This is a genomic window from Pseudomonas sihuiensis (assembly GCF_900106015.1).
In the GTDB taxonomy this organism is placed as follows: Bacteria; Pseudomonadota; Gammaproteobacteria; order Pseudomonadales; family Pseudomonadaceae; genus Aquipseudomonas; species Aquipseudomonas sihuiensis.
Map to the genome: position 1 here is coordinate 5,126,294 of NZ_LT629797.1, position 25,307 is coordinate 5,151,600.

At 63.2% G+C, this 25,307-nt stretch carries 28 protein-coding genes; 17 read left to right on the forward strand and 11 right to left on the reverse strand.

The window, feature by feature from the left end; genetic code table 11:
* Positions 1-13 precede the first annotated feature (13 nt).
* The 3 genes from BLT86_RS23910 to tldD are packed head-to-tail and all read left to right on the forward strand — an operon-like array spanning position 14 to position 6,178.
* The gene (locus BLT86_RS23910; RefSeq protein WP_092380038.1) at positions 14-3,835 is read left to right on the forward strand and encodes a YhdP family protein; all 3,822 of its coding nucleotides are present in this window, start codon (positions 14-16) and stop codon (positions 3,833-3,835) included.
* Positions 3,836-3,884: 49 nt separating this feature from the next.
* Complete coding sequence (locus BLT86_RS23915) at positions 3,885-4,733, forward strand: carbon-nitrogen hydrolase family protein (protein ID WP_004424798.1); 849 nt, start codon at positions 3,885-3,887, stop codon at positions 4,731-4,733.
* Between the two features lie 2 nt (positions 4,734-4,735).
* A complete protein-coding gene (gene tldD, locus BLT86_RS23920; protein ID WP_021488060.1) occupies positions 4,736-6,178 on the forward strand; it encodes a metalloprotease TldD in 1,443 nt (480 codons plus the stop codon).
* A gap of 73 nt (positions 6,179-6,251) precedes the next feature.
* Here the strand turns inward: tldD and yjgA are convergent, their stop codons facing one another.
* Positions 6,252-6,770, reverse strand: coding sequence for a ribosome biogenesis factor YjgA (yjgA, locus tag BLT86_RS23925; protein ID WP_045734127.1), 519 nt, complete (start codon positions 6,768-6,770; stop codon positions 6,252-6,254).
* A 129-nt stretch (positions 6,771-6,899) separates the two neighbouring features.
* Here yjgA and pmbA point away from each other — a divergent pair, with 129 nt between their 5' ends.
* The 6 genes from pmbA (at position 6,900) to BLT86_RS23955 (ending at position 12,317) form a co-directional block, all read left to right on the forward strand.
* Entirely contained in the window at positions 6,900-8,246 is a 1,347-nt protein-coding gene (pmbA, locus tag BLT86_RS23930) for a metalloprotease PmbA (protein WP_092380041.1), read from the forward strand.
* Between the two features lie 178 nt (positions 8,247-8,424).
* Positions 8,425-8,817 carry a hypothetical protein gene (locus tag BLT86_RS23935; RefSeq protein ID WP_045734129.1) on the forward strand — a complete coding sequence of 131 codons (393 nt, stop codon included), beginning with the start codon at positions 8,425-8,427 and terminating at the stop codon, positions 8,815-8,817.
* The gene (locus tag BLT86_RS23940; protein WP_092380044.1) at positions 8,810-10,198 is read left to right on the forward strand and encodes a class II fumarate hydratase; all 1,389 of its coding nucleotides are present in this window, start codon (positions 8,810-8,812) and stop codon (positions 10,196-10,198) included. Before BLT86_RS23935 ends, BLT86_RS23940 begins: the two co-directional genes overlap by 8 nt.
* 119 nt (positions 10,199-10,317) lie before the next feature.
* Entirely contained in the window at positions 10,318-10,770 is a 453-nt protein-coding gene (locus BLT86_RS23945; RefSeq protein WP_045734130.1) for a tetratricopeptide repeat protein, read from the forward strand.
* A 12-nt stretch (positions 10,771-10,782) separates the two neighbouring features.
* Positions 10,783-11,394, forward strand: a complete 612-nt coding sequence (locus BLT86_RS23950) for a superoxide dismutase (protein WP_021488065.1) — start codon at positions 10,783-10,785, stop codon at positions 11,392-11,394.
* Positions 11,395-11,414: 20 nt separating this feature from the next.
* The gene (locus BLT86_RS23955) at positions 11,415-12,317 is read left to right on the forward strand and encodes a ZIP family metal transporter (RefSeq protein WP_092380046.1); all 903 of its coding nucleotides are present in this window, start codon (positions 11,415-11,417) and stop codon (positions 12,315-12,317) included.
* Positions 12,318-12,349: 32 nt separating this feature from the next.
* Here BLT86_RS23955 and BLT86_RS23960 read toward each other — a convergent pair whose 3' ends face one another.
* From BLT86_RS23960 to BLT86_RS24005, 10 genes are all read right to left on the reverse strand, one after another.
* Positions 12,350-12,622 (reverse strand): HPr family phosphocarrier protein, encoded by a 273-nt coding sequence (locus tag BLT86_RS23960; protein WP_021488067.1) that lies wholly within the window; start codon positions 12,620-12,622, stop codon positions 12,350-12,352.
* A gap of 14 nt (positions 12,623-12,636) precedes the next feature.
* Positions 12,637-13,494: an RNase adapter RapZ gene (gene rapZ / locus BLT86_RS23965; RefSeq protein ID WP_017678919.1), complete on the reverse strand. Its 858-nt coding sequence runs from the start codon at positions 13,492-13,494 to the stop codon at positions 12,637-12,639.
* Positions 13,495-13,496: 2 nt separating this feature from the next.
* Positions 13,497-13,961: a PTS IIA-like nitrogen regulatory protein PtsN gene (gene ptsN, locus BLT86_RS23970; RefSeq protein ID WP_003459232.1), complete on the reverse strand. Its 465-nt coding sequence runs from the start codon at positions 13,959-13,961 to the stop codon at positions 13,497-13,499.
* Positions 13,962-13,973: 12 nt separating this feature from the next.
* Positions 13,974-14,282: a ribosome hibernation-promoting factor, HPF/YfiA family gene (gene hpf, locus BLT86_RS23975; protein ID WP_003459233.1), complete on the reverse strand. Its 309-nt coding sequence runs from the start codon at positions 14,280-14,282 to the stop codon at positions 13,974-13,976.
* 99 nt (positions 14,283-14,381) lie between these two features.
* The gene (locus BLT86_RS23980; protein ID WP_092380048.1) at positions 14,382-15,875 is read right to left on the reverse strand and encodes an RNA polymerase factor sigma-54; all 1,494 of its coding nucleotides are present in this window, start codon (positions 15,873-15,875) and stop codon (positions 14,382-14,384) included.
* 293 nt (positions 15,876-16,168) lie between these two features.
* Entirely contained in the window at positions 16,169-16,894 is a 726-nt protein-coding gene (gene lptB, locus BLT86_RS23985) for an LPS export ABC transporter ATP-binding protein (RefSeq protein ID WP_003459236.1), read from the reverse strand.
* On the reverse strand, positions 16,894-17,433 hold the full coding sequence (lptA, locus tag BLT86_RS23990) for a lipopolysaccharide transport periplasmic protein LptA (protein ID WP_092380050.1): 540 nt from the start codon (positions 17,431-17,433) through the stop codon (positions 16,894-16,896). Before lptA ends, lptB begins: the two co-directional genes overlap by 1 nt.
* Positions 17,420-17,986, reverse strand: a complete 567-nt coding sequence (gene lptC, locus BLT86_RS23995) for an LPS export ABC transporter periplasmic protein LptC (RefSeq protein WP_075745592.1) — start codon at positions 17,984-17,986, stop codon at positions 17,420-17,422. The genes lptA and lptC overlap by 14 nt, the downstream gene beginning before the upstream one ends.
* Positions 17,987-17,994: 8 nt before the next feature.
* Positions 17,995-18,516 (reverse strand): KdsC family phosphatase, encoded by a 522-nt coding sequence (locus BLT86_RS24000; RefSeq protein ID WP_021488072.1) that lies wholly within the window; start codon positions 18,514-18,516, stop codon positions 17,995-17,997.
* Entirely contained in the window at positions 18,516-19,490 is a 975-nt protein-coding gene (locus BLT86_RS24005) for a KpsF/GutQ family sugar-phosphate isomerase (RefSeq protein ID WP_092380052.1), read from the reverse strand. Before BLT86_RS24005 ends, BLT86_RS24000 begins: the two co-directional genes overlap by 1 nt.
* A 246-nt stretch (positions 19,491-19,736) precedes the next feature.
* Here BLT86_RS24005 and BLT86_RS24010 point away from each other — a divergent pair, with 246 nt between their 5' ends.
* From BLT86_RS24010 to hisG, 8 genes are all read left to right on the forward strand, one after another.
* Positions 19,737-20,546 carry an ATP-binding cassette domain-containing protein gene (locus tag BLT86_RS24010; RefSeq protein WP_021488074.1) on the forward strand — a complete coding sequence of 270 codons (810 nt, stop codon included), beginning with the start codon at positions 19,737-19,739 and terminating at the stop codon, positions 20,544-20,546.
* Complete coding sequence (mlaE, locus tag BLT86_RS24015; RefSeq protein ID WP_074855441.1) at positions 20,546-21,343, forward strand: lipid asymmetry maintenance ABC transporter permease subunit MlaE; 798 nt, start codon at positions 20,546-20,548, stop codon at positions 21,341-21,343. The genes BLT86_RS24010 and mlaE overlap by 1 nt, the downstream gene beginning before the upstream one ends.
* A complete protein-coding gene (gene mlaD / locus BLT86_RS24020; RefSeq protein WP_017678927.1) occupies positions 21,343-21,813 on the forward strand; it encodes an outer membrane lipid asymmetry maintenance protein MlaD in 471 nt (156 codons plus the stop codon). The genes mlaE and mlaD overlap by 1 nt, the downstream gene beginning before the upstream one ends.
* 14 nt (positions 21,814-21,827) lie before the next feature.
* Positions 21,828-22,457: an MlaC/ttg2D family ABC transporter substrate-binding protein gene (locus BLT86_RS24025; RefSeq protein WP_003242907.1), complete on the forward strand. Its 630-nt coding sequence runs from the start codon at positions 21,828-21,830 to the stop codon at positions 22,455-22,457.
* On the forward strand, positions 22,454-22,759 hold the full coding sequence (locus tag BLT86_RS24030) for an STAS domain-containing protein (protein ID WP_011921008.1): 306 nt from the start codon (positions 22,454-22,456) through the stop codon (positions 22,757-22,759). Before BLT86_RS24025 ends, BLT86_RS24030 begins: the two co-directional genes overlap by 4 nt.
* A 125-nt stretch (positions 22,760-22,884) precedes the next feature.
* The gene (locus BLT86_RS24035; protein ID WP_017678930.1) at positions 22,885-23,124 is read left to right on the forward strand and encodes a BolA family protein; all 240 of its coding nucleotides are present in this window, start codon (positions 22,885-22,887) and stop codon (positions 23,122-23,124) included.
* A 22-nt stretch (positions 23,125-23,146) separates the two neighbouring features.
* Positions 23,147-24,412, forward strand: a complete 1,266-nt coding sequence (gene murA / locus BLT86_RS24040) for a UDP-N-acetylglucosamine 1-carboxyvinyltransferase (protein ID WP_017678931.1) — start codon at positions 23,147-23,149, stop codon at positions 24,410-24,412.
* 63 nt (positions 24,413-24,475) lie between these two features.
* Entirely contained in the window at positions 24,476-25,111 is a 636-nt protein-coding gene (gene hisG / locus BLT86_RS24045) for an ATP phosphoribosyltransferase (RefSeq protein ID WP_017678932.1), read from the forward strand.
* Positions 25,112-25,307: the final 196 nt, after the last annotated feature.

Genomic DNA, 25,307 nt, shown 5'->3' on the forward strand with positions numbered 1-25,307 from the left:
CGCCAGCACCCGGGTGAATACCCTGGCGCGCCTGTTCTCGGCGCTGCTGCGCTGGGGGCTGGGGCTGTGCGCCGCCTTGCTGGTGCTGGCGGCGCTGTACGTCAGCCTGGGTCGTGAACTGGTACCGCTGGTGGCCGAATACCGCCTCGAGCTGGAGGATCGCGCCAGTGCGCAGTTGGGCGTGCCGGTGCGTATCGGCCGTCTCGAGGGGCGCTGGCATGGGTTTGCCCCGGTGCTGGAGGCGCATGATGTGCGTCTGGGTAGCGAGGGGGAAGGTCTGAGCCTGGAGCGCGTGCGACTGGTGCCGGACGTCGGCGGCAGCCTGCTGGCACGCCAACCGCGCATCGCCCACCTGCAGTTCGATGGTCTGCAGCTGAACGTGCAGCAGAACGCTGAAGGTGGCTGGCAGTTGCAAGGGATGCCACAACGCAGCGGTCCCGAGTTGAATGTCGAACAGCTACTGGAGCAGTTGCAGATCGTGCACCGCATCAGTCTGCTCGACAGTCGTGTGGTGCTGCAGCCGCTCGATCAGGCGCCGCTGTTGCTCAGCTACGTCAATCTGAGCTTGCGTTACGGCAGTAACAGCCAGCGCCTCGACGGCCGCTTGCTGCTGCCCGACGGTCAACCGGTGGCGCTGCGCTTGCGCACACGGATGCAGCCTGAGAGTTGGCGCGAGGCCGAGTCCGAACTCTATTTGAGCTTGCCGCAGAGCGACTGGGCTGCCTGGCTGCCGAGATCGCTGCTCGGTGACTGGCAGCTACAGCGTCTGCAGGCTGGCGGTGAGCTGTGGCTGGAGGGTCGTGGTCTGGTCCTGGACAAGGGCGCCTTGCGTCTGCATGCCCCCGAGCTGGCCGGCGGCCAGGCCAAGCATGAAGCAGTGACGCTCAAGGACCTGGCCTTCAACGCCTTCTTCATTCAAGACAAGCAGGGCGTGCGTGCGCAGATCGACTCCCTGGCCTTGACCCATGGTGAGCAGCGCATCGGCGAGCTACACCTGAACCTGAATCAGAAGGACGTGGGCGAGGCTGACGAGCGTTGGGCGCTGAGCGCCGATCGCCTCGACCTCGCTGCCTGGGCGCCGTTGGTGCAGGCATTGGTGCCGATGCCCGATGCTGCACGCGATGTCCTGGTCGCGCTGGCTCCGGTGGGCGCGGTCAACAACCTGCTGCTCGACTATTACCCGCAACGTGAAGGCGCCGAGCGCCTGCAGTTCGCCGCCAATCTGGACAGGGTGGGCATTCAGGCCTATCACGGTGCGCCGGCTGCCGAGAACGTCAGTGGCAGTGCCTCGGGCAATATGTTCCAGGGTGAGCTGCGCCTGAACAGCGAGAATTTCGCCCTGCATCTGGATCAACTGTTCCCCAAGCCCTGGCGCTATCGCCATGCCCAGGCGCGCTTGAGCTGGGACTGGAGTGAAACCGGCCTGACCTTGTACAGCCCCTACATGCGCGTCGACGGCGAGGAGGGCCAGGTCGCCGGTGACATGCTGATCCGCCTGCTGCGCGATCCCGAGGCTGAGGACTACATGGACTTGCGCGTCGGTATGCGCGACGGCGACGCGTCCTACACCGAGAAGTACTTGCCGAGCCGCGCGCCCGGCATGAGCGCCGAGCTCGATCATTGGCTGAAAACGGCGATCCGCGCGGGGCACGTCGAAGAAGGCTACTTCCAGTATCAGGGCTCGCTGAACAAGGGGGCCTCGCTGGGCGCACGCAGCCTCAGCCTGTTCTTCAAGGTCAAGGATGCCGAGCTGGCCTTCCAGCCCGGTTGGCCGTCGCTGCGCGAGGGCGTGGGTGAGGTGCTGATCGAGGATGATGCAGTGCGCGTGCGTCTGCAGAGCGGGCGCTTGCAGGAAAGCACAGTCAGTAATGTTGTGGCCAATATTCCGCTGTTGCACGACGGCAAGCCGCCGCGCCTGCAGCTCGATGGTGAGGTGCAGAGCAGCCTGAGTGATGCCATCAAGCTGTTGCAGGAGGCACCACTGGGAACAGCGGAAATCTTCGACGGCTGGCAGGGCGAAGGGCCTCTGGCCGGGCGCTTGCAGTTGGATATTCCGTTGCAGAAAGGACAGCCGCCCGGTGTGGTGGTGGACTTCGCCGCCGAGGGCGCCAGCCTCAAACTGGCTAATCCCGACCTGCAACTGAGCAAGGTGCAGGGGGCGTTTCGCTTCGACAGCGCAGCCGGGCTCAGCGCGCCGGATGTTCGCGCCGAGGTCTTCGGGCGCCAGGTGCGCGGCAATATCCGCGCCGAGGGCGCACATGGGCAGGCGCGTACGTTGTTCGATCTGCGTGGACAGGTCCAGGTAGATACCCTCAGCCAGTGGCTGGGCGGGCCGCAGAAGCTGCCGGCCAGCGGACTGCTGCCTTATCGCCTGCGCCTGACCCTGGATGGCGATGACAGCAAGCTGCGCGTCGATTCCAACCTGCGCGGTGTGGCGATCGATCTGCCGGCGCCCTTCGGCAAGACGGCGCAGCAGGAGCGTGATACCGATTGGCGCATGACCCTTGCCGGGCGCGAGCGTCGTTACTGGGCGAATTATGGCGAGCTGGCCAGCCTGAGTCTGGCCGCGCCCCCGGGGGCGCTGGCAGATGGCCGCGGTGAACTGGTGCTTGGCGGCGGCGCGGCCGGCCTGCCGCCCGGCCAGGGGCTGCGAGTGCGCGGGCGTCTGGATGAGCTGGACCTGGATGCCTGGAAGCAGCTGGGCACCCAACATCCGGTCAAGGTGGACGCCGACAGCCAGCGCCTGCTGCGTAGTGCGCGGCTGGATATCGGGCGTTTCCGCGGCTTTGGTCAGGAGGTCGAGCAGTTGACGCTTGGCCTGGAGCGAGAAACTCAGGGCTGGGCCTTGCAGCTCGACAGCGAGCTGGCGGCGGGGCGTGTGCTGCTGGCTGATGCCGAGGGTGTGCCTATTCGCATCGATCTGCAGCACGTGCGGCTGCCGGCGCCGGATCCTGAGGCGGCCAAGACCAGCGATGCTCCTGATCCTCTGGCCGATATCGACCCTCGGCAGATGCCCGCGCTGGATATCGCCATCGCGCGTGTGCAGCGCGGTGACAAGGTGCTGGGCGCCTGGTCGCTCAAGGTGCGCCCGGAGGAACAGGGCGTGCGCTTCGAGGAACTCGACCTCGACCTGCAGGGGCTGAAGATCGGCGGTAGTGCCGGTTGGCGTGGTACGCCGGGCAACACCAGCAGTTGGTACAAGGGGCGCCTGCAAGGCAAGGATCTCAGCGATGTTCTCAAGGCTTGGGATTTCGCCCCCAGCGTCACCAGTGAAAGTTTCCGGGTGGACGCCGACGGCAATTGGCCCGGTTCGCCGGCCTGGTTCTCGCTCAAGCGCTTCTCCGGCAATCTCGACGCCTCGCTGCGCAAAGGTCAGTTCGTCGAAGTGCAGGGCTCGGCTCAGGCGTTACGCGTGTTCGGCCTGCTCAACTTCAACTCCATTGGCCGCCGCCTGCGTCTGGACTTCTCCGACCTGCTGGGCAAGGGGCTGAGTTACGATCGGGTCAAGGGCAACCTGCAGGCGACCAATGGCTTGTTCGTGACGCATGAGCCGATCACCCTAAGCGGGCCTTCGAGCAACCTGGAGCTCAATGGCAATCTGGACATGCGCAACGAGCGCATCGACGCCAAGCTGCTGGTGACCCTGCCGGTGACCAACAACCTGCCGCTGGCGGCGCTGATCGTCGGCGCCCCGGCGATTGGTGGGGCGCTGTTCGTGGTGGACAAATTGCTCGGTGACAAGGTCGCCCGCTTTGCCAGTGTGCAGTACGACGTCAAGGGCCCGATGCAGGACCCGGAGATCAGCTTCGACAAGCCCTTCGAAAAACCGCAATGACGTGGCCTCTTGGCGTACGCTGTTACACCGGGAACCGATGAGTACTGCCATGAATCTCGCTGTAATCCAGATGGTCAGCCAGGACGACGTGCAAACCAATCTGCGTCTGGCTCGCCGTATGCTGGAGCGTGCCGCACAGGGTGGTGCGCGCCTCGTCGTGCTGCCCGAGAATTTCGCTGCCATGGGCCGCCGCGACCTGGCTGCCATCGGTCGCGCCGAGGCGTTGGGCGAGGGGCCGATCCTGCCCTGGTTGAAACGCGCTGCTCGTGACCTCAGTTTATGGATAGTGGCCGGCACCTTGCCGCTGCCTCCAGACGATGATGCTGACGGCAAACCGCACGCCTGCTCACTGCTGATCGACGATCAGGGTGAGCGTGTGGCCCGTTACGACAAGCTGCACCTGTTCGATGTCGACGTGGCCGACAACCGTGGCCGTTATCGCGAGTCCGATGATTTTGCCCATGGCCAACGCGTCGTGGTGGCCGATACACCGGTGGGGCGCCTGGGGCTGACGGTATGCTACGACCTGCGCTTCCCTGAGCTGTTCGGTGCGCTGCGCGAAGCCGGCGCCGAGCTGATCAGCGTGCCGGCGGCGTTCACTGCGGTGACCGGTGCCGCGCACTGGCAGGTCTTGACCCGTGCCCGCGCCATCGAAACCCAGTGCTATGTACTGGCGGCCGGGCAGGGCGGAGAGCACCCCGGTCAGCGTCTGACGTTCGGCCACTCGGCGATCATCGACCCCTGGGGTCAGGTGCTGGTCGAGCAGGATCAGGGGGAGGGGGCCTTGCTGGCTCCCCGTGATGCCGCCGAGCAGGCGAACATTCGCCAGCGCATGCCGGTGCAGCAGCACCGCCGATTCTTTTCATCGGACGTACCGCGTCCGATCGTTGTGGAGTGACCATGAATACGATGTTGCAATCCGTCAGCGAGCACCTGCTTGCGCCCGGCAACCTGACGTTCGACAGCCTCAGCAGCGTGCTGGGTGAAGTCGCAGGCCCAGGTATCGATGCCGCCGACCTGTACTTTCAAAGCCAGGTTTCGGAAACCTGGGTGCTGGAGGATGGCATCGTCAAGGAAGGCAGTTTCAATCTCGATCAGGGCGTCGGTGTGCGTGCCCAGTCTGGCGAGAAAACCGGTTTCGCCTACAGCAACGCCATCAGCCTCGATGCCCTGACGCAAGCTGCCCAGGCCGCGCGTTCGATCTCGCGCGCTGGCCAACAGGGCCGTGTGCAGGCTTTCGTCAGCCCGCAGGTGACCCAGTTGTATGCCGAAGGCAACCCACTGGACGTCATGGGCCGCGCCGAGAAGGTTGAATTGCTGCAGCGTATCGACCGTGCCACGCGCGCGCTGGATCCGCGCATCAAGCAGGTTACCGTGAGCCTGGCCGGGGTCTGGGATCGCATTCTGGTGGCGGCCCACGACGGCAGCCTCAGCGCCGATATCCGCCCGCTGGTGCGCTTCAATGTCAGCGTCATCGTCGAACAGAACGGGCGCCGCGAGCGCGGTGGCCATGGCGGCGGCGGACGTACCGACTACCGCTATTTTCTCGATGAAGACCGCGCCATGGGCTATGCCCGCGAGGCGTTGCGCCAGGCGCTGGTCAACCTCGAGGCCATCGCTGCACCCGCTGGCAGCATGCCGGTGGTGATGGGCGCCGGCTGGTCCGGCGTGCTGCTGCATGAAGCGGTCGGTCACGGCCTGGAAGGCGACTTCAACCGCAAAGGCAGTTCAGCCTACAGCGGCCAGGTCGGGCAGAAGGTCGCGTCCAGCCTGTGCACCATCGTCGACGACGGCACCCTGGCCGGGCGGCGTGGTTCGCTCAGCGTCGACGACGAAGGCACGCCGACCCAGTGCACCACGCTGATCGAGAATGGCGTACTCAAGGGCTACATGCAGGACAAGCTAAATGCCCGCCTGATGGGTGTGGCCGCTACCGGCAACGGTCGTCGTGAATCCTATGCGCATCTGCCGATGCCGCGCATGACCAACACCTACATGTTGGCCGGCGAGAGCGACCCGGAAGAAATCATCCGTTCGGTGAAGAAGGGCATCTACTGCGCCAATCTTGGCGGCGGCCAGGTGGACATCACCAGTGGCAAGTTCGTCTTTTCCACCAGTGAGGCCTACCTGATCGAGGATGGCAAGATCACTGCGCCGGTCAAGGGCGCCACCCTGATCGGCAATGGCCCGGAGGCCATGAGCCGGGTGTCCATGGTCGGCAATGATCTGGCGCTGGATAGCGGCGTCGGCACCTGCGGCAAAGACGGTCAGTCGGTGCCGGTCGGTGTCGGTCAGCCGACGCTGAAGATCGACGCGATCACTGTCGGCGGCACTGGTGCGTAGGGCCGACAACAGTAGGGTGCGCCGTGCGCACCAGCGGCTGGCGAAGAGTCGGTGCGCATGGCGCACCCTAGGGTCAGCGCAGGCCGCGGTGGATTTCGTCGAGCTCGCGGATGTACTTGAACACCTTGCGCGCGGCGGTTGGCGGTTTGTTGCGCGCGGCTTCGTGCTGAGCGTGACGGACCAGGCCGCGCAGGTGCTGGACGTCAGCCTCGGGGTAGAGCTCGACGAAGCTTTCCAGCGCGCTGTCGCCTTCGGCGATCAGGCGGTCACGCCAGCGTTCGAGGGCATGGAAGCGTTCGTTGTACTCGCGGGTGGAGCTGTCCACCTGGTCGAGCATGGCGACGATCGCGTCGACATCCTGTTCGCGCATCAGCTTGCCGATGAACTGGATGTGGCGTTTGCGCGCGGCATTGGCGGTATGTTTCGGCGCTTCGGCGAGCGCGCGGCGTAGGGCATCGGTCAGTGGCATCTTGGCCAGCAGATCCGCCTTGAGCGTGGTCAGTCGCTCGCCAAGATCCTGCAGGGCATGCAGTTCGCGTTTGACCTGGGATTTGCTCTTCTCCAGGGAGAAGTCGTCGTAGGAATCAGACATGGGGTGGGTCCAGAGGGAAACGCCGCCATGATAGCAGTAACCGTGACTGCCGGCCCGCGGGCGGGCAGTCGAGAGCAGGCCTTGGGTTTCGTTCAAAGAGTGCCTGCGCCAAGAGAATCGGGAGTGGTTATGAGTGAAGTAGAACGCATCGGGCCGCAGGCCTTGCCTGTGCTGCAAGAGCAGGTCGAGGCCATTCTTGCCGAAGCCAGGCGCCAGGGTGCCAGTGCCTGCGAGGTGGCGGTATCGGCTGGTCAGGGGCTGTCCACCACGGTGCGCCAAGGCGAAGTGGAGACCGTCGAATTCAATCGCGACCAGGGTTTCGGCATCACCCTGTATGTGGGCCAGCGCAAGGGCTCGGCCAGCACCTCGGCCACCGGTAGCGAGGCCATTCGCGAGACCGTGGCGGCAGCCCTGGCGATTGCCAAACATACCAGCGAGGACGAGTGCGCCGGCCTGGCCGATGCCGCGCTGATGGCCCGCGAGCTGCCTGAACTCGATCTCTATCACCCCTGGTCGATCACCCCGGAGCAGGCGGTGGAGCAGGCGCTGGCCTGTGAAGCTGCGGCTTTCGCGGCTGACCAGCGGATCAAGAACGCCGATGGCACCAGCCTCAATACCCACCAAGGCTGCCGCGTATACGGCAACAGCCACGGCTTCGTCGGCGGTTACGCCAGCACTCGCCATAGCCTGAGCTGCGTGATGATTGCCGAGGGTGAAGGGCAGATGCAGCGCGACTACTGGTATGACGTCAATCGTCAAGGCGAACTGCTGGCTGATGCCAAGGGTATCGGCCAGCGCGCCGCCGAGCGTGCGGTCAGCCGTCTTGGTGCGCGCCCGGTACCGACCTGCGAGGTGCCGGTGCTGTTCGCCGCCGAGCTGGCCGGTGGGCTGTTCAGCCACCTGCTGGCGGCGATTTCGGGTGGCAACCTGTATCGCCAGTCCTCCTTCCTCGAAGGTGCCCTCGGCCAGCGCTTGTTCCCCGAGTGGCTGAGCCTCGACGAACGTCCGCATCTGCCGCGCGCACTGGGCAGTGCCACCTTCGATGGTGACGGCCTGGCCACCTACGCCAAACCGTTCGTGGAAAAGGGCGAGCTGGTGTCCTACGTGCTCGGCACCTATTCCGGGCGCAAGCTGGGTTTGCCGAGCACCGCCAACTCCGGCGGAGTGCACAACCTGTTCGTCACCCATGGCGATGAGGATCAGCAGGCGCTGATTCGTCGCATGGGCCGCGGTTTGCTGGTTACCGAGCTGATGGGCCAGGGGCTGAATCTGGTGACGGGCGATTACTCGCGTGGCGCGGCGGGCTTCTGGGTCGAGAACGGCGAGATCCAGTTCCCGGTGCAGGAGGTAACCATCGCCGGCAATCTGCGCGACATGTTCCGTCAGGTCGTTGCAGTCGGTCGTGACCTCGAGCGTCGCGGCAATATCTGCACCGGCTCGGTGCTGATCGAGAAGATGACCGTCGCCGGTAGCTGAGTGCCGCCATGCTCTGACAGTAAGTAACGCGCGGCCTTGCGGGCCGCGCGTATCCCGCAAGCTGCGGCCTGCCTCAGGCGAGGGCGGAGCAGTTTCTGTCTGAAAGTCCACATACTCTGTGTATTGATTATTTTTCTCAAAAGAGAATAAATATCATTTCATTGATAGGTGGACGCCCATGTTCTATCCCTTCTTCACACCTTGCTTGAACTGCTGGCATTGGCAGGGCTTTCTCGTGCGCTGCGCTCTACGGCCCGATGAACCCCGCCTGCTCGATTTCCACGAATGGCACGGGCGGCAACTGGTGGAGCGCGGCCGGCTGGACGCCTGGCGGGTCTCGCGCATCACGTTGGAACTGCTACTCGACACCGCCTGTGACCCGGCATTGCCCTGGCATTGGCGTGCCCTCTGCCTGGATCGTGCCTACCGGCCCCTGCGGGTCATGCAGCAACAGGCCAACGATCTTCCTCGTCAGCGCAGCCTGAACCTCCTGCTCAATCGTCTGGCGACCCTGCGCCTGCAACCCTCCCTCTCATTCCATGAATCGGCACAAGGACATTCCTATGAGTGACACCCGCGGTGACTTCCGTATCGAGCGTGACAGCATGGGCGAACTGCAGGTGCCGAGCACGGCGCTCTATGGTGCGCAGACCCAGCGCGCGGTCAACAACTTCCCGGTGTCCGGGCAGCGCATGCCGGCGCCCTTCATCCGCGCGCTGATTTTGGCCAAGGCGGCTGCCGCGCGGGCCAACGTCGAGTTGCAGCAACTCGACCCAGCCATGGGCGATGCCATCGTTGCGGCCTGCCAGCAGTTGCTCGAAGGCGACTTCATGGCGCATTTCCCGGTGGATGTGTTCCAGACCGGCTCCGGTACCAGTTCCAACATGAACGCCAACGAGGTGATCGCCACCCTGGCCAGCCGCATCCTTGGCGATCAGGTCAGCGCCAACGATCATGTCAATTGCGGCCAGAGCAGCAATGACATCATCCCCACCACCATCCACGTCAGTGCCGCCATCGAGTTGCATGAACGTCTGCTGCCGGCGCTCGGTCATCTGCTCAAGGTGCTGTGCGACAAGTCGCTGGAGGTTCAGCCCTACATCAAGACCGGCCGCACGCACCTGATGGATGCCATGCCGGTGCGCATGAGCCAGGTGCTGGACGGTTGGGGGCAGCAGATTCAGGCCAATATCGAGCACCTGCGCGCGCTGCAGCCGAGCCTCCAGGCGCTGGCCCAGGGCGGCACCGCGGTGGGTACCGGAGTCAACGCCCATCCTCGCTTCGCTGAGCAGTTCTGCCGTGAACTGGGCGGCCTGACCGGCGTGAACTTCACCACCGCGGGCAACTTCTTCGCGCTGATCGGCTCGCAGGACACCGCTGTGGCCGTCTCTGGTCAGCTCAAGACCACGGCTGTTTCGCTGATGAAGATCGCCAACGACCTGCGCTGGATGAACTCGGGGCCGCTGGCGGGGCTGGCGGAGATCGAACTGGAGGCCCTCCAGCCTGGCTCCTCGATCATGCCGGGCAAGGTCAATCCGGTGATCCCCGAGGCGGCGGCCATGGTCGCGGCGCAGGTGATCGGCAACGACGCGGCCATCGCCATCGCCGGGCAGTCCGGCAACTTCGAACTGAACGTGATGCTGCCGCTGATCGCCGACAACCTGCTCTACAGCATGCAACTGCTGAGCAATGTCAGTCACCTGTTGGCCGACCGCGCCATCGCCAGCTTCAAGGTCAACCAGCCCAAGCTCAGGGAGGCGCTGGAGCGCAATCCGATCCTGGTCACGGCGCTGAATCCGCTGATCGGCTATCTCAAGGCCGCCGACATCGCCAAGCAGGCCTACCGCGAGGGCCGGCCGATCATCGAGGTGGCGCTGGAGCACACCGATCTGTCGCGAGCGCAACTCGAGCAACTGCTCAATCCGGAAAAACTCACCGAAGGCGGCCTCTGAGCCGCTTTCTTTTCGGTGTCTGTTCACGCGCCAGGTTCGGCCATGCAGTCCGTGCACGTCATTGGCACGCGCAGGTCGAGGCGGCAGAGCGTGGAAAGGCTCTCATCAGGAGGTCTGTCATGGAGCACTGGAAAACCACCATCGAAGCCGGTAACCGCTGTTTCTCCGAGGGCGACTGGGTACGGGCTCGTGAGCTCTACCTGCAGGCGCTGGCAGAGGCTCAGGTGATGTTCGGGCGCTGGCCTGATCACAACATGGCGGTGGCGGCCTTTGTGATTTCTCATCACAACCTGGCCGATCTGCACCTGGCGCTGGGGCAACCGGAGGAAGCCGCGGAAAACCTCTGCGCCAGCCACGAGCGCCTGCTCCAGACCCTGGCCGACAGCCAGCGGCCGCAGGCGCTGCGCGAGATCGCCCTGCACCACAGCCGCCGTACCTACGTGGAGCTGTTGCAGTTCATCAGCGAGCACGGTGCTTTCCCGCGCACCGACCGCTTGCTTGGCGCTTCGCAGCGCCATGCCTGGCAACGACCCACCGTCAATCCAGCCGGTCATGGCCGCTACTATCACTGAAGGAGAACGCTCATGCCTCATCGCCTGCCGCCACTGCCTTACGCCTACGATGCCCTGGAACCGCATATCGATGCGCAGACCATGGAAATCCACTACAGCAAGCACCATCAGACTTACATAAACAATCTGAACACGGCACTGGAGGGAACGTCTTATGCAGAAGTACCGGTGGAAGACCTGCTGATCCGCCTGGACGAGATGCCGCCAAGCCTGCACGCGGCATTGATCAACCAGGGTGGGGGACACGCCAACCACACACTGTTCTGGACGGTCATGTCGCCTTCCGGAGGGGGCGAGCCCGCTGGCGAACTGGCAGTGGCGATCGAGGCCGAGCTGGGTGGTTTTGCGGCGTTCAAGGAGGCCTTTACCAAAGCCGCGCTGAGCCGTTTCGGCAGCGGCTGGGCATGGCTCAGCGTGACGCCGCAGAGGACATTGGTAGTGGAAAGCAGCGCCAACCAGGACAGCCCATTGATGCATGGCAACACACCGATCCTGGGGCTGGACGTCTGGGAGCATGCCTACTACCTGCGCTACCAGAACCGCCGGCCGGAATACATCGGCGCCTTCTACAACGTCATCGACTGGGACGAAGTGGCGCGCCGATACCGACAGGCCCTGAGCTGAACAGGCGGATAGCGAACACGATGCGAACCTTGCTCACTTCCTTGCCCGGCCTCAATGGCCGGGCTTTGCGCTATCTGTTCGGCGGCGTGATTGTGCTGTGTGGCAGTCTGCTGCTGTTCATCCAGGTTGCCGTGCTGATCGACCAGACGGTTCAGCCACAATTGCTACGGGCGTTGCAGGGCGGCTTGCTGTGCGCCACCGGCACGGCGGTCGGTGCCTTGCCGGTGCTGTTCATGGGCGAGCTGTCTGGGCGCTGGCGCGACAGGCTGCTGGGCTTCGGTGGCGGTGTGATGCTGGCCGCGACAGTGTTCTCCCTGCTGGTACCGGCGCTCGAGGTGGCCGGTGAGCAGGGTTTCACGGCCTGGGGCGCCGGGGCTCTGGCCAGTATTGGCCTGCTGCTGGGCGCCGCCGCCCTGCTGGGGTTGGGCCGCGTGCTGGCGCAACGGCAGAGCGTCGGCGCGGCCGAACTGCAACGGGGCGCTCTGACGCCTGGCACACTGCTGTTCGTCATCGCCATCATGTTGCACAACGTACCCGAGGGCATGGCGGTTGGCGTGGCAGCGGGAGCGGGCTTGAGTGGCGCCGATGGCCTGGCGATCGGCATCGCCCTGCAGGACGTACCGGAAGGCCTGATCGTCGCCCTGGTGCTGGCCAGTGCCGGGATGGGACGCGGCAAGGCGGTAATGATCGGTGCGGCGTCAGGCCTGGTCGAACCGCTGTTCGCGGTGCTCTGCGCCTGGCTGGTCGGGGTTTCGCACATGCTGTTGCCCTGGGGGCTGGCGCTGGCTGCGGGGGCGATGCTGTTCGCGGTGATCCACGAAATCATTCCCGAAGCACATGGCAGTGGTCATGCAGGCGATGCCAGTCTGGCGCTGGTGCTGGGCTTCTGTCTGATGATGGTGCTGGATACGGCCTTGGCGTAGCGGGAGACGTGCACACGGCCCTCCAAGGCTTTCTACTCACCTTCGTCGAAGTAATTCTCGATCAGGCCGACCAGTGCAGCGAGCGCCTCGTGATCCTGCTCGCCTTCGGTCAGCAGGTGCACATTGGTGCCCTTGCCGGCAGCCAGCATCATTACCGCCATGATGCTCTTGCCGTCTACCAGGCTTTCGGCGCTGCGGCCGATGCGCACCTGGCAGGGGTAGGTGCTCGCTACACCGACGAACTTGGCAGCAGCACGGGCATGCAGACCAAGTTTGTTGATGATGGTGATTTCACGTGCTGGCATCGCGGCAGGATTCCTTAGCTGAGGTCGCGGTGACGCACCTGGACGTTCTTCAGCGAGTCTTTGAGTGCCTGGCTCAGGCGGTTGGCCAGGTACACCGAGCGGTGGTGGCCACCGGTGCAGCCAATGGCGATGGTGACATAGGCGCGGTTGCTGGCGGCGAAGCGTGGCAGCCATTTTTCCAGGTAGGCGAGGATGTCCTGATACATCTCCTCGACCTCCGGTTGCGCGGCCAGGTAGTCGATCACCGGTTGATCCAGCCCGGAGTGGTCGCGCAGTTCCGGCTTCCAGTAGGGATTGGGCAGGCAGCGCGCATCGAACACCAGGTCGGCGTCCACCGGCATGCCACGTTTGAAACCGAAGGATTCGACGAGAAAGGCGGTACCGGTCTGCGTCTGGCCCAGCAGGCGTAGTTTGAGCGTGTCGCGCAGCTGGTAGAGATTCAGGCGGGTGGTGTCGATCTTCAGATCGGCCCGGTCAGTGATCGGTGCCAGCAGCTGGCTTTCGTAAGCGATGGCCTCGGCCAGCGAGCGGTTGTCGTTGGTCAGCGGGTGGCGTCTGCGGGTTTCGGAAAAGCGTTTGAGCAGGGTTTCGTCTTCGGCGTCGAGATACAGCACGTCGCAGCGGATGTTGCGCTTGCGCACTTCGTCGAGCAGTTCCGGGAAACGCTTGAGCTGGCTCAGCAGGTTGCGTGCATCGATGGAGACGGCCACCTGCGGCAGCAGCATGTCGCTATGCGGCAGGAAACGCTCGGCAAGATCCGGCAGCAGGCCGGCCGGCAGGTTGTCGATGCAGTAGAAACCGTTGTCCTCAAGTACATCGAGGGCGGTGCTCTTGCCCGAGCCCGAGCGACCGCTGACGATGATCAGGCGCATGTTTATTGACCGTTCTGAATGTCCACGACGACCTGATAGAGATCTTCGCCGCTCTTGGCCTGGCGCAGACGTTCACGTACATCCTGGCGATCAAGCATGCTGGCGATCTGGCGCAGCAGGTCGAGGTGGGCATCGGTGGCCGCCTCCGGCACCAGCAGCACGAACAGCAGATCGACCGGCACGCCGTCGATGGCGTCGAAGTCGACTGCCGTCTCCAGATGCAGGACTGCACTGATCGGGGCACTGCAGCCAGCCAGGCGGCAGTGGGGAATGGCAATGCCGTTGCCGAAGCCGGTAGAGCCGAGCTTCTCGCGGGCGATGAGGCTTTCGAATATGTCCTGGGCATCCAGGTCGGGTAGATCACGCGCAACCAGGTTGGCGATCTGTTCTAGCACGCGTTTCTTGCTGCCGCCCGGCACGTTCACCAGGGAACGGCCGGGGGTCAGGATATTTTCAAGTCGGATCATGGATAGGGAATGTTAGCGGGCCGTGGCGCCTTGCAGGCGTTCGAGCTGCTTTTCCTTGTGCTTGATGAGTTGACGGTCGAGTTTATCGGCCAACAGGTCGATGGCAGCGTACATATCCTGGTGTTCGGCGTTGGCGACGACTTCGCCGCCGGCGATGTGCAGGGTGGCTTCGATCTTCTGTTTGAGTTTCTCGACCTCCATGGTCACCTGTACGTTGGTGATCTTGTCGAAGTGGCGTTCCAGTCGGCCCAGTTTCTCGCCGATATAGTCACGCAGGGCGTCGGTCACATCCAGCTGATGTCCACTGATGTTGACTTGCATACCGCTTTCTCCTCACTGGCTTGTGTAAGAGGCGGGTCTGGTTCGACCCACCGCCGGAACACTTTGGCCTGAAGGCCTGAGGCCTTCAGTCAATCTGGCCTACATCAGTCGCTTGCGCTCACTCGAGGGCGCTATGCCGAGGGACTCGCGATACTTGGCGACCGTCCGACGGGCGACTTGGATGCCTTGTGCCTCCAGTAAACCAGCGATCTTGCTGTCGCTCAACGGCTTTTTCGCGTTTTCTGCTGCAACCAGTTTTTTGATGATCGCGCGGATAGCGGTGGACGAGCATTCGCCGCCTTCGGAGGTGCTGACGTGGCTGGAGAAGAAATATTTCAGTTCGTAAATGCCACGCGGGGTGTGCATGAATTTCTGCGTGGTAACGCGTGAAATCGTCGACTCGTGCATACCCACGGCTTCGGCGATGTCGTGCAGCACCAGAGGCTTCATCGCCTCGTCGCCGTAGTCGAGGAAGCCACGCTGGTGCTCGACGATCTGCGTGGCCACCTTCATCAGCGTTTCGTTGCGGCTCTGCAGGCTCTTGATGAACCAGCGGGCCTCCTGCAACTGGTTGCGCATGAAGGTGTTATCGGCGCTGGAATCGGCGCGTTTGACGAAGCCGGCATACTGCGGGTTGACCCTCAGGCGCGGCATGGCTTCCTGGTTCAGCTCCACCAGCCAGCGTTCGTTGTGCTTGCGCACGATAACGTCGGGCACGACGTATTCCGGTTCGCTGGACTCGATCTGCGAACCCGGACGCGGATTCAGGCGCTGGATCAGGTCGATGACCTGGCGCAGTTCGTCTTCCTTGAGCTTGGTGCGGCGCATCAGCTGGGCGTAATCGCGGCTGCCGAGCAGTTCCAGGTAGTCGCCAACCACGCGCTGGGTTTCGTTCAGCCAGGGGGTGTTGGCAGGCAACTGACGCAGTTGCAGCAGCAGGCACTCGCGCAGGTCGCGGGCGCCGATACCGGCCGGTTCGAACTGCTGGATGCGGTGCAGCACCACCTCCACTTCGTCCAGTTCGACATCCAGCTCGGGGTCGAAGGATTCGGTCACTTCCTCGAGCGTTTCTTCGAGGTAGCCGTCGTTGTTGATGCAGTCGATCAGAGTCGCTGCGATCAGGCGATCCTTGTCCGACATGGGCGCCAGGTTCAGTTGCCAGAGCAGGTGGCTGTGCAGGCTCTCGCCGCTGGAAGTGCGAGTGGTGAAATCCCACTCGTCATCATCGTTGCTGGGCAGGCTGCTGGCGCTGGTCTGGTAGATGTCTTCCCAGGCCGTGTCGACTGGCAACTCGTTGGGAATGCGCTCGCCCCACTCGCCTTCTTCCAGGTTGTCCACCGTGGGGGTGGTTTCCTGGTAGCTGTCTTCCTTGCTTGGGGCTGGGGTGGCGCTTTCGGCGCCATCAGCCATCGGATCGCTGTTGTCGAAGTCGTCGCCGTCTTCCTGGCGCTCGAGCATGGGATTGGATTCCAGTGCCTCCTGGATTTCCTGTTGCAGGTCCAGGGTAGACAGTTGGAGGAGGCGGATAGCCTGTTGCAGCTGCGGGGTCATCGTCAGCTGCTGGCCCATCTTGAGGACTAGCGATGGTTTCATTGCAGACCTTAATTTACTGGCGAGTTACGCCTTCCACATCAGGGCGCCGAAGCGCCGCCAGGAAGCAAATTATATGCCTGAATTTCTCGTTTTTGCCTAGGGGTTGCAATATTTATGTAGCGAAATAGTGAGCGACCTACAGGTTGTGTGAAAGCGTAGCGAGCGAAGGTGAGGCAATACCGATGGCGGCCCCGCAAAAACAGGCGAGAAAGCGCAGTTTACGACTGTAAATGAGCATTTTTAGCCTGTTTTTAACGCAGCATCACCGAGTGCAGTAGTTTTCACGCAGCCTGCTACAGGCGGAATTCGTGGCCCAGGTAAACCTCTTTCACCGTCTGGTTGGCGAGGATGGTCTCGGCGTCACCTTCGGCGATCAGCTGTCCATCGTTGACGATGTAGGCGGTCTCGCAGATGTCCAGGGTTTCGCGCACGTTGTGATCGGTGATCAGGATGCCGATGCCCTTGGTCTTGAGGTGATGGATGATCTGCTTGATGTCGCCCACGGAGATCGGGTCGACCCCGGCAAAGGGTTCGTCGAGCAGGATGAACTTGGGGTTGGTGGCCAGAGCGCGAGCAATCTCCACGCGGCGTCGCTCACCGCCGGACAGGCTCATGCCGAGGCTGTCGGCGATATGGTGGATATGGAATTCCTGCAGCAGGCTTTCCAGTTCCGCCTGGCGCCCGGCGCGGTCCAGGTCCTTGCGCGTTTCGAGGATGGCCATGATGTTGTCGGTCACCGACAGCTTGCGGAAGATCGAGGCTTCCTGCGGCAGGTAGCCGATGCCGGCGCGCGCGCGACCGTGCATGGGCTGGTGACTGACGTCGAGGTCGTCGATCAGCACGCGGCCCTGGTCGGCGCGTACCAGGCCGACGATCATGTAGAAGCAGGTGGTCTTGCCTGCGCCGTTGGGGCCGAGCAGACCGACGATCTGACCGCTTTCGATGCTCAGGCTGACGTCACGCACGACCTGGCGGCTCTTGTAGCTTTTCGCCAGGTGTTGGGCTTTGAGAATGGCCATTACTGCTGCTGATCCGCGGGTTTGTTCTTCGGTTGGATGACCATGTCGATACGCGGGCGCGGCGTGCTGACGTTGCCGCCTGTTGCGCGGCCGGCGTTGACGATCTGGCGGCGGGTGTCATAGACGATCTTCTCGCCTTCGAAGGTATTGCCTTCCTGAATCACCTTGGCCTGGTCGATCAGTACGATGCGCTCATTGCTGGCGAAGTACTGGATGGTCTTGCCGTAGGCCTTGACGATGTCCTTGTCCACGGCAGGCTTCTGCTCGTAATAAGCCAGGTTGCCCACCGAGGTGAAGACGTCGATATCGCCGCTGGCGGTCTGGGTGATGGTGACGGTGTCACCCGTGATCTTCAGGGTGCCCTGAGTGATGATCACGTCGCCGCGGTAGACGGCTACACCTTGTCGGTCATCCAGTTCGGCGCTGTCGGCCTGGATGCGGATCGGTTGATCACGATCCGATGGCAGTGCCCAGGCAGCCGCGCTTCCCAATACGGCGCCGAGGCTGAGAATCAGGGGGAGGGTATTAACGAACCTCATGCTGGCCTCTTACGTTGGACTGCAGGAGCATCCTGCCGTCATTCAAGTACGCTTTCATTCCTTGTGCCGTGGTCACCCCATTGGCCGCGACGATTCTAACGGCTTGCTCGGTCTGCGCATATTCCTTGTCAGGAATAACCGTCATGCGGCTGCTGGTGATAACGGTGGGGCGGTTCTTGGCGTCGGTGCGGGCGATGCGCACGTCGTCGATCAGTTCTACCTCGACGCCGCCAGGCGAGACTTCGGCACGCTGGCTGGTGACTTCCCAGGGCAGCTCGGTGCCGCGATAGAGCTCCAGCTTGGGGGCGTCGATCAGGGTGATGTCGGTGCTTTTGATGTGCTCGAGCTTGTCCGCGGTCATGCGGTAGTGCAGTTTGCCGTCATCCTGGAACTGCACGGTGCGCGCGCCCACTGCATAGAAGTCAACGACGTTGTCGTCGCTGGCCCGCTGGGCTTGGCGTGTGCTGTCCGGGGCAAGGTTCCAGTAACCGAGTGCGGCCACGACGACTGCAATCAGAGCAAAGATCAGGGTGTTGAGGATTTTACGCGGCATGCTGTTCTCTACAGGTAGGCGGCCTGGGCCGCATCCAGTGTGCCCTGGGCACGCATGATCAGTTCGCAGAATTCCCGTGCCGCACCGTCGCCGCCGCGTGCCTGGGTTACGCCATGGGCGTGCTGGCGGACGAAGCTGTCGGCGCTGGCCACGGCCATGCCCAATCCGACACGGCGAATGACCGGAAGGTCCGGCAAGTCGTCGCCAAGATAAGCAACCTGTTCATAGCTTAGGCCGAGTTCGGCGAGCAGGCCGTCGAGTACCACGAGTTTGTCCTCGCGGCCCTGGAACAGGTGCTGGATGCCCAGGTTGTTGGCGCGGCGCTCCACCACCGGGGTCTTGCGCCCGCTGATGATGGCGGTGCGCACGCCCGAGTTGATCAGCATCTTGATGCCGTGGCCGTCGAGCGTGTTGAAGGTCTTGAACTCACTGCCGTCTTCGAGGAAGTACAGGCGGCCGTCGGTCAGCACGCCGTCGACGTCGAAGATCGCCAGTTTGATGGCGCGGGCGCGTTGCAGCAGGTCGTTCATCACATCACTCCAGCGCGCAGCAGGTCATGCATGTTGAGGGCGCCGACCGGGTTGTCCAGGTCGTCGACTACCACCAGCGCATTGATCTTGTGGTCTTCCATGATCTTCAGGGCCTCGGCCGCGAGCATCTCGGCGCGGGCGGTCTTGCCGTGCGGGGTCATGACTTCGTCGATCAATGCCTGGCGCACGTCGATACCCTTGTCCAGGGTGCGGCGCAGGTCGCCGTCGGTGAAGATGCCGGCGAGGCGGCCGTCTTCTTCCAGCACCACGGTCATGCCCAGGCCTTTCTGGGTCATTTCCAGCAGGGCGTCGCGCAGGCTGGTGCCGCGGCGTACACGTGGCAGGGCATCGCCTGCGTGCATGACGTTCTCTACCTTGAGCAGCAGGCGCCGGCCAAGGGCGCCGCCCGGATGGGAGAAGGCGAAGTCTTCGGCGGTGAAGCCGCGCGCTTCCAGCAGGGCGATGGCCAGTGCGTCGCCCAGTACCAGGCTGGCGGTGGTCGAGGAGGTCGGCGCCAGGTTCAGTGGGCAGGCTTCCTGGGTGACGCGAGCATCGAGATTGACCTCGGCGGCCTTGGCCAATGGAGAGTCCGGGTTGCCGGTCATGCTGATCAGGCGGATGCCGAGGCGTTTGATCAGTGGCAGCAGGGTGACGATCTCGGCGGTCGAGCCCGAGTTCGACAGCGCCAGGACGATGTCGTCCTTGGTGATCATGCCCATGTCGCCATGGCTGGCTTCTGCCGGGTGGACGAAGAAAGAGGTGGTGCCGGTGCTGGCCAGGGTCGCAGCGATCTTGTTGCCGATATGTCCGGACTTGCCCATGCCGACCACAACCACGCGTCCCTTGCAGCTGAGAATCAGCTCGCAGGCCTTGATGAAATCGGCATCGATGCGGGGCAATAGCTCCTGTACCGCTTCAAGTTCGAGGCGGATGGTGCGCTGTGCGGAATCAATCAGGTCGCGGGTCTGGTTCATGCTAGGCAAGGCTGTCGGGCGGAAAAAGACGAGGATTATAACGGGAAAAGCTTGTCGTGCTCACCTTTGCCGTATGCAGGGAAGTGCCGAAGCTGTCGCGAGTCTGAACGCTGCGCCGTGGTGCTATTGGGCGAGATGTTCGGCAAATGCTATAGTTCGCGGCCATTTTGGCCCCCTCTGGCTGGCGCGTGTCCTCGCTTCTGGAGGCGGCGTCTGCCAGGAAGGCCTGATTTTCAAGGAGTTCAGATGAGCGCCGAGCACGAGTACGCGATCGAGTTGCAGGGCGTGAGCTTTCAGCGCGGCGCGCGGTCGATTTTCGACAAGGTCGATATCCGCATACCGCGCGGCAAGGTGACCGGCATCATGGGGCCGTCCGGCTGCGGCAAGACCACGCTGCTGCGTCTGATCGCGGCCGAGCTGCGTCCTTCGGCCGGTGATGTTCGTGTAGCGGGCGTCAGCCTGCCGAAGCTGTCGCGCGACGAGCTGTTCGACATGCGCAAGCAGATGGGCGTGCTGTTTCAGAGCGGTGCACTGTTCACCGACCTCGATGTGTTCGAGAACGTGGCCTTTCCACTGCGTGTGCATACCCAACTGCCGGAAGAAATGATCCGCGACATCGTCCTGATGAAGTTGCAGGCCGTTGGCCTGCGCGGAGCGCTGGAGCTGATGCCGGACGAGTTGTCTGGGGGCATGAAGCGCCGTGTCGCGCTGGCCCGAGCCATTGCACTCGATCCGCAGATTCTGCTGTATGACGAGCCTTTCGTCGGTCAGGACCCCATCGCCATGGGCGTCCTGGTGCGCCTGATCCGCCTGCTCAACGATGCGCTGGGGATCACCAGTGTGGTGGTTTCTCACGATCTTGCAGAAACCGCCAGTATCGCCGACTACATCTATGTCGTCGGTGATGCACAGGTGCTGGGGCAGGGCACACCGGCCGAGTTGATGGAGTCGGATAACCCGCGCATTCGCCAGTTCATGAAGGGCATCCCGGATGGTCCGGTGCCGTTTCATTTTCCAGCGCCGGACTACCGCGAAGATCTGTTGGGGAGAGGTTGATGCGCAGAATTTCACCGCTCGAACGGCTGCGCCTGTTCGGTCGTGCGGGTATCGATGTGGTCGCGACCCTGGGGCGCTCTGTCCTGTTTCTGGTCAACGCTCTGTTCGGGCGCAGCCGCGCTGGCAAGCCTTTTCAACTGTTGATCAAGCAACTGTTCGCGATTGGCGTGATGTCGCTGGCGATCATCGTCGTGTCCGGCATTTTCATCGGTATGGTGTTGGCCCTGCAGGGCTACAACATTCTGGTCAGCTATGGCTCGGAGCAGGCTGTGGGGCAGATGGTCGCCCTGACCCTGCTGCGTGAACTGGGCCCGGTGGTCACCGCGCTGCTGTTCGCCGGTCGCGCCGGTTCCGCGTTGACCGCCGAAATCGGCAACATGAAGTCCACCGAGCAGCTCTCCAGTCTGGAGATGATCGGCGTCGACCCGCTCAAGTACATCGTCGCACCGCGGCTGTGGGCCGGCTTCATCTCCATGCCGCTGCTGGCGATGATCTTCTGCGTGGTCGGTATCTGGGGGGCGGCGATGGTCGCCGTGGATTGGCTGGGCGTCTACGAGGGCTCGTTCTGGGCCAACATGCAGAACAGTGTTTCCTTTTATGACGACGTGCTCAATGGCGTGATCAAGAGCATCGTCTTCGCCTTCGTGGTGACCTGGATCGCCGTGTTCCAGGGCTACGACTGTGAACCCACTTCCGAAGGCATCAGCCGTGCGACCACGCGCACCGTGGTGTACGCCTCGCTGGCCGTACTTGGCCTGGATTTCATTCTGACCGCTTTGATGTTTGGAGATTTCTGATGCAAAACCGCACGCTGGAGATTGGTGTCGGCCTGTTCCTCATGGCTGGTGTGCTGGCCCTGCTGCTGCTGGCCCTGCGCGTCAGCGGCCTGAGCGTCGGTAGCGCTGGCGATACCTACAAGGTCTACGCCTACTTCGACAACATCGCCGGGCTGACCGTGCGCGCCAAGGTCACCATGGCCGGCGTGAGCATCGGCAAGGTCACTGCGATCGATCTGGATCGTGACAGTTACATGGGCCGGGTGACCCTGGAGCTCGATGGCGGCGTCAATAACCTGCCTGAGGATTCCACTGCGTCGATCCTGACCGCGGGGCTGCTCGGCGAGAAATACATCGGTATCAGCGTTGGTGGTGACGAGGAGGTGCTCAAGGACGGCAGCACCATCCACGACACGCAGTCCTCGCTGGTGCTGGAAGACCTGATTGGCAAATTCCTGCTCAATTCGGTCAATAAAGATGAAGCCAATTGATGAGGGCTCCCCAGATGCTGAAGACCTTGCGTAATTCCCTGTTCGCGCTGCTGGCCGCCATGCCGCTGCTGGCCCTGGCTGCGCCGAGCGCCCACGAGGTGGTGCAGCAGACCACCGACACCCTGCTGGCCGATCTCAAGGCCAACAAGGAGCAGTACCGCAGCAATCCCGCTGCCTTCTACGATTCGCTCAACCAGATTCTCGGCCCGGTGGTGGATGTCGACGGCATCTCCCGTGGGGTGATGACCGTGCGTTATTCGCGCCAGGCTTCGCCGGAGCAGATGAGCCGCTTTCAGGAGAACTTCAAGCGCAGCCTGATGCAGTTCTACGGCAACGCCCTGCTCGAGTACGACAACCAGGACATCCGCGTGCTGCCGGCCGGCAAGCAGGATGCCGAACGCACCTCGGTGGGCATGGAGATCCGTGATGCCAAGGGCGCGGTCTATCCGCTGTCCTACACCATGGTGGCGATGGACGGGACCTGGAAGCTGCGCAACGTGATCATCAACGGCATCAACGTCGGCAAGCTGTTCCGTGATCAGTTCGCCCAGTCGATGCAGAACAACCGCAACGACCTGGACAAGGTCATCGACACCTGGGCCGACACCGTGGCCAGGGCACGTCAGGCACGGGGCGAGTCGTGAGTCAGGCGAGCATCAGCGAAAGCGCGCCGGGGCAGCTACAGCTTTCCGGCGTGCTCGACTACAGCACCGGCCCGCTGTTGCGCGAGCAGGGCGCGCGCCGGATCGCCGCCAGCAGTGCGGCGCGTCTGTCGCTCGACTGCGGCGCGGTTGAGAAGTCCAGCAGTGTCGGTCTGGCCCTGCTGCTGGCATTCGTCCGCGATGCGCGCAAGGCCGGGCGCGAGCTGGTGATCACCGGCCTGCCCGAGGACATGCGGCAGATCGCCCAGGTCAGCGGGCTGCTGGAGTTGCTGCCGCTGGAATAGCGGCGCTGCACCCAGCCTTCGTTCCGTCAGCAGCGCTGCATGCGGGGTTCGCAGGCGGGAGGCTTTTTTGTATGATGGCCGACCCGCGGGCGCTGGTAGCCCGAATGCGTCAGTCGAGGTCGAGCATGCAGGCTGCAGAAGTAAAAAGCCTCCTAGAGGAAAAACTCCCGAATACCCAGGTGGAAGTCGAAGGCGAAGGCTGCAACTTCCAGCTCAACCTGATCAGCGACGACCTGGCCGCCCTCAGCCCGGTCAAGCGTCAGCAGCAGATCTATGCCCACCTCAATGCCTGGATCGCTGATGGCAGCATCCACGCCGTGACCATGAAATTCTTCAGCCAGGCCGATTGGGCCGCGCGTTCCTGAGCCTGCGGGCGACGAGATTCCTATGGATAAACTGATCATTACCGGCGGCGCTCGCCTCGATGGCGAAATCCGCATTTCCGGTGCGAAGAACTCTGCTCTGCCGATTCTCGCAGCGACCCTGCTGGGCGATGAGCCTGTCACCATCTGCAACCTGCCGCACCTGCACGACATCACCACCATGATCGAGCTGTTCGGTCGCATGGGCATCGAGCCGGTGATCGACGAGAAGCTGTCGGTGGAAGTTGACGCCCGCGCCATCAAGACCCTGGTCGCGCCTTACGAGCTGGTGAAAACCATGCGCGCCTCGATTTTGGTGCTCGGCCCCATGGTCGCGCGTTTCGGTGAGGCCGAAGTGGCGCTGCCGGGCGGCTGCGCCATTGGTTCGCGTCCGGTCGATCTGCACATCCGTGGCCTCGAGGCCATGGGCGCGATCATCGATGTCGAAGGCGGCTACATCAAGGCCAAGGCGCCGGAAGGTGGCCTGCGTGGCGCGCACTTCTTCTTCGATGTGGTCAGCGTGACCGGCACCGAGAACATCATGATGGCCGCGACCCTGGCCAAGGGCCGCAGCGTGCTGGAAAACGCCGCGCGTGAGCCTGAGGTGGTCGACCTGGCCAACTGCCTGATCGCCATGGGCGCGAAGATCCAGGGCGCCGGTACCGACACCATCATCATCGACGGCGTCGAGCGCCTGCATGGCGCGCGCTTCAACGTCATGCCCGACCGTATCGAGACCGGCACCTACCTGGTGGCGGCTGCCGTTACCGGTGGTCGGGTCAAGGTCAAGGACGCCGATCCTTCGACTTTGGAGGCCGTGCTGGCCAAGCTGCAGGAAGCGGGTGCTGAAATCACCACCGGTCCGGACTGGATCGAGCTGGACATGAAGGGCAAGCGCCCCAAGGCGGTCAACCTGCGCACCGCTCCATACCCGGCGTTCCCCACTGACATGCAGGCGCAGTTCATCGCCCTGAACGCGGTAGCCGAAGGCACCGGCACCATCATCGAAACCGTGTTCGAAAACCGCTTCATGCACGTCTACGAGATGCTGCGCATGGGCGCCAGCATCCTGGTCGAAGGCAACACGGCCGTGGTTACCGGTGTCGACAAGCTCAAGGGCGCGCCAGTGATGGCCACCGACCTGCGTGCATCGGCGAGCCTGGTGCTGGCCGCGCTGGTGGCCGAGGGCGATACGCTGATCGACCGCATCTACCACATCGACCGTGGGTACGAGTGCATCGAAGAGAAGCTGCAACTGCTCGGCGCCAAGATCCGCCGCGTACCGGGCTAAGCCGCCGTTGTCGTAGGGCCGCTCCCTGTCGGAGCGGCCGCTTCCGTTCAAGGAAACCGTTTCATGCTGACCATCGCCCTGTCCAAAGGCCGCATTCTCGATGACACCCTGCCGTTGCTGGCGGCGGCGGGCATCGAGCCGACCGAGAACCCGGACAAGAGCCGCAAGCTGATCATCCCGACCACTCAGGATGACGTGCGCCTGCTGATCGTGCGTGCCACCGACGTGCCGACCTATGTCGAGCATGGCGCGGCCGACCTCGGTGTAGCGGGCAAGGACGTACTGATGGAGTACGGCGGCCAGGGCATCTACGAGCCGCTGGATCTGCAGATTGCCAAGTGCAAGCTGATGACGGCTGGCAAGGTCGGTGCGCCGGAGCCGAAAGGGCGCCTGCGCGTGGCCACCAAGTTCGTCAACGTCGCCAAGCGCTACTATGCCGAGCAGGGCCGTCAGGTCGACATCATCAAGCTGTACGGCTCGATGGAACTGGCGCCGCTGGTGGGCCTGGCTGACAAGATCATCGATGTGGTCGACACCGGCAACACCCTGCGTGCCAACGGCCTGGAACCGCAGGAGCTGATCGCCACCATCAGCTCGCGCCTGATCGTCAACAAGGCCTCGATGAAGATGCAGCATGCGCGCATCCAGTCCTTGATCGATACCCTGCGTGGCGCCATCGAGGCGCGACACCAAGGCTGATTCCTCACCGCGACGTCTGGTCGCGGCAGCCTATCCGTGTCATAGCCAAATTCTCAGGTGCCCGCACGGTGGGCTTGCTACTCTAGCGGACCGTTGAAAAACGTAGCCGAGGCAGTCGGTGCTAGGCAAAAACAGGCGAGGAAGCGGAGTTTACGAGCTGTAAATGAGCATTCTGATCGGACTCGCGCACGAGCCT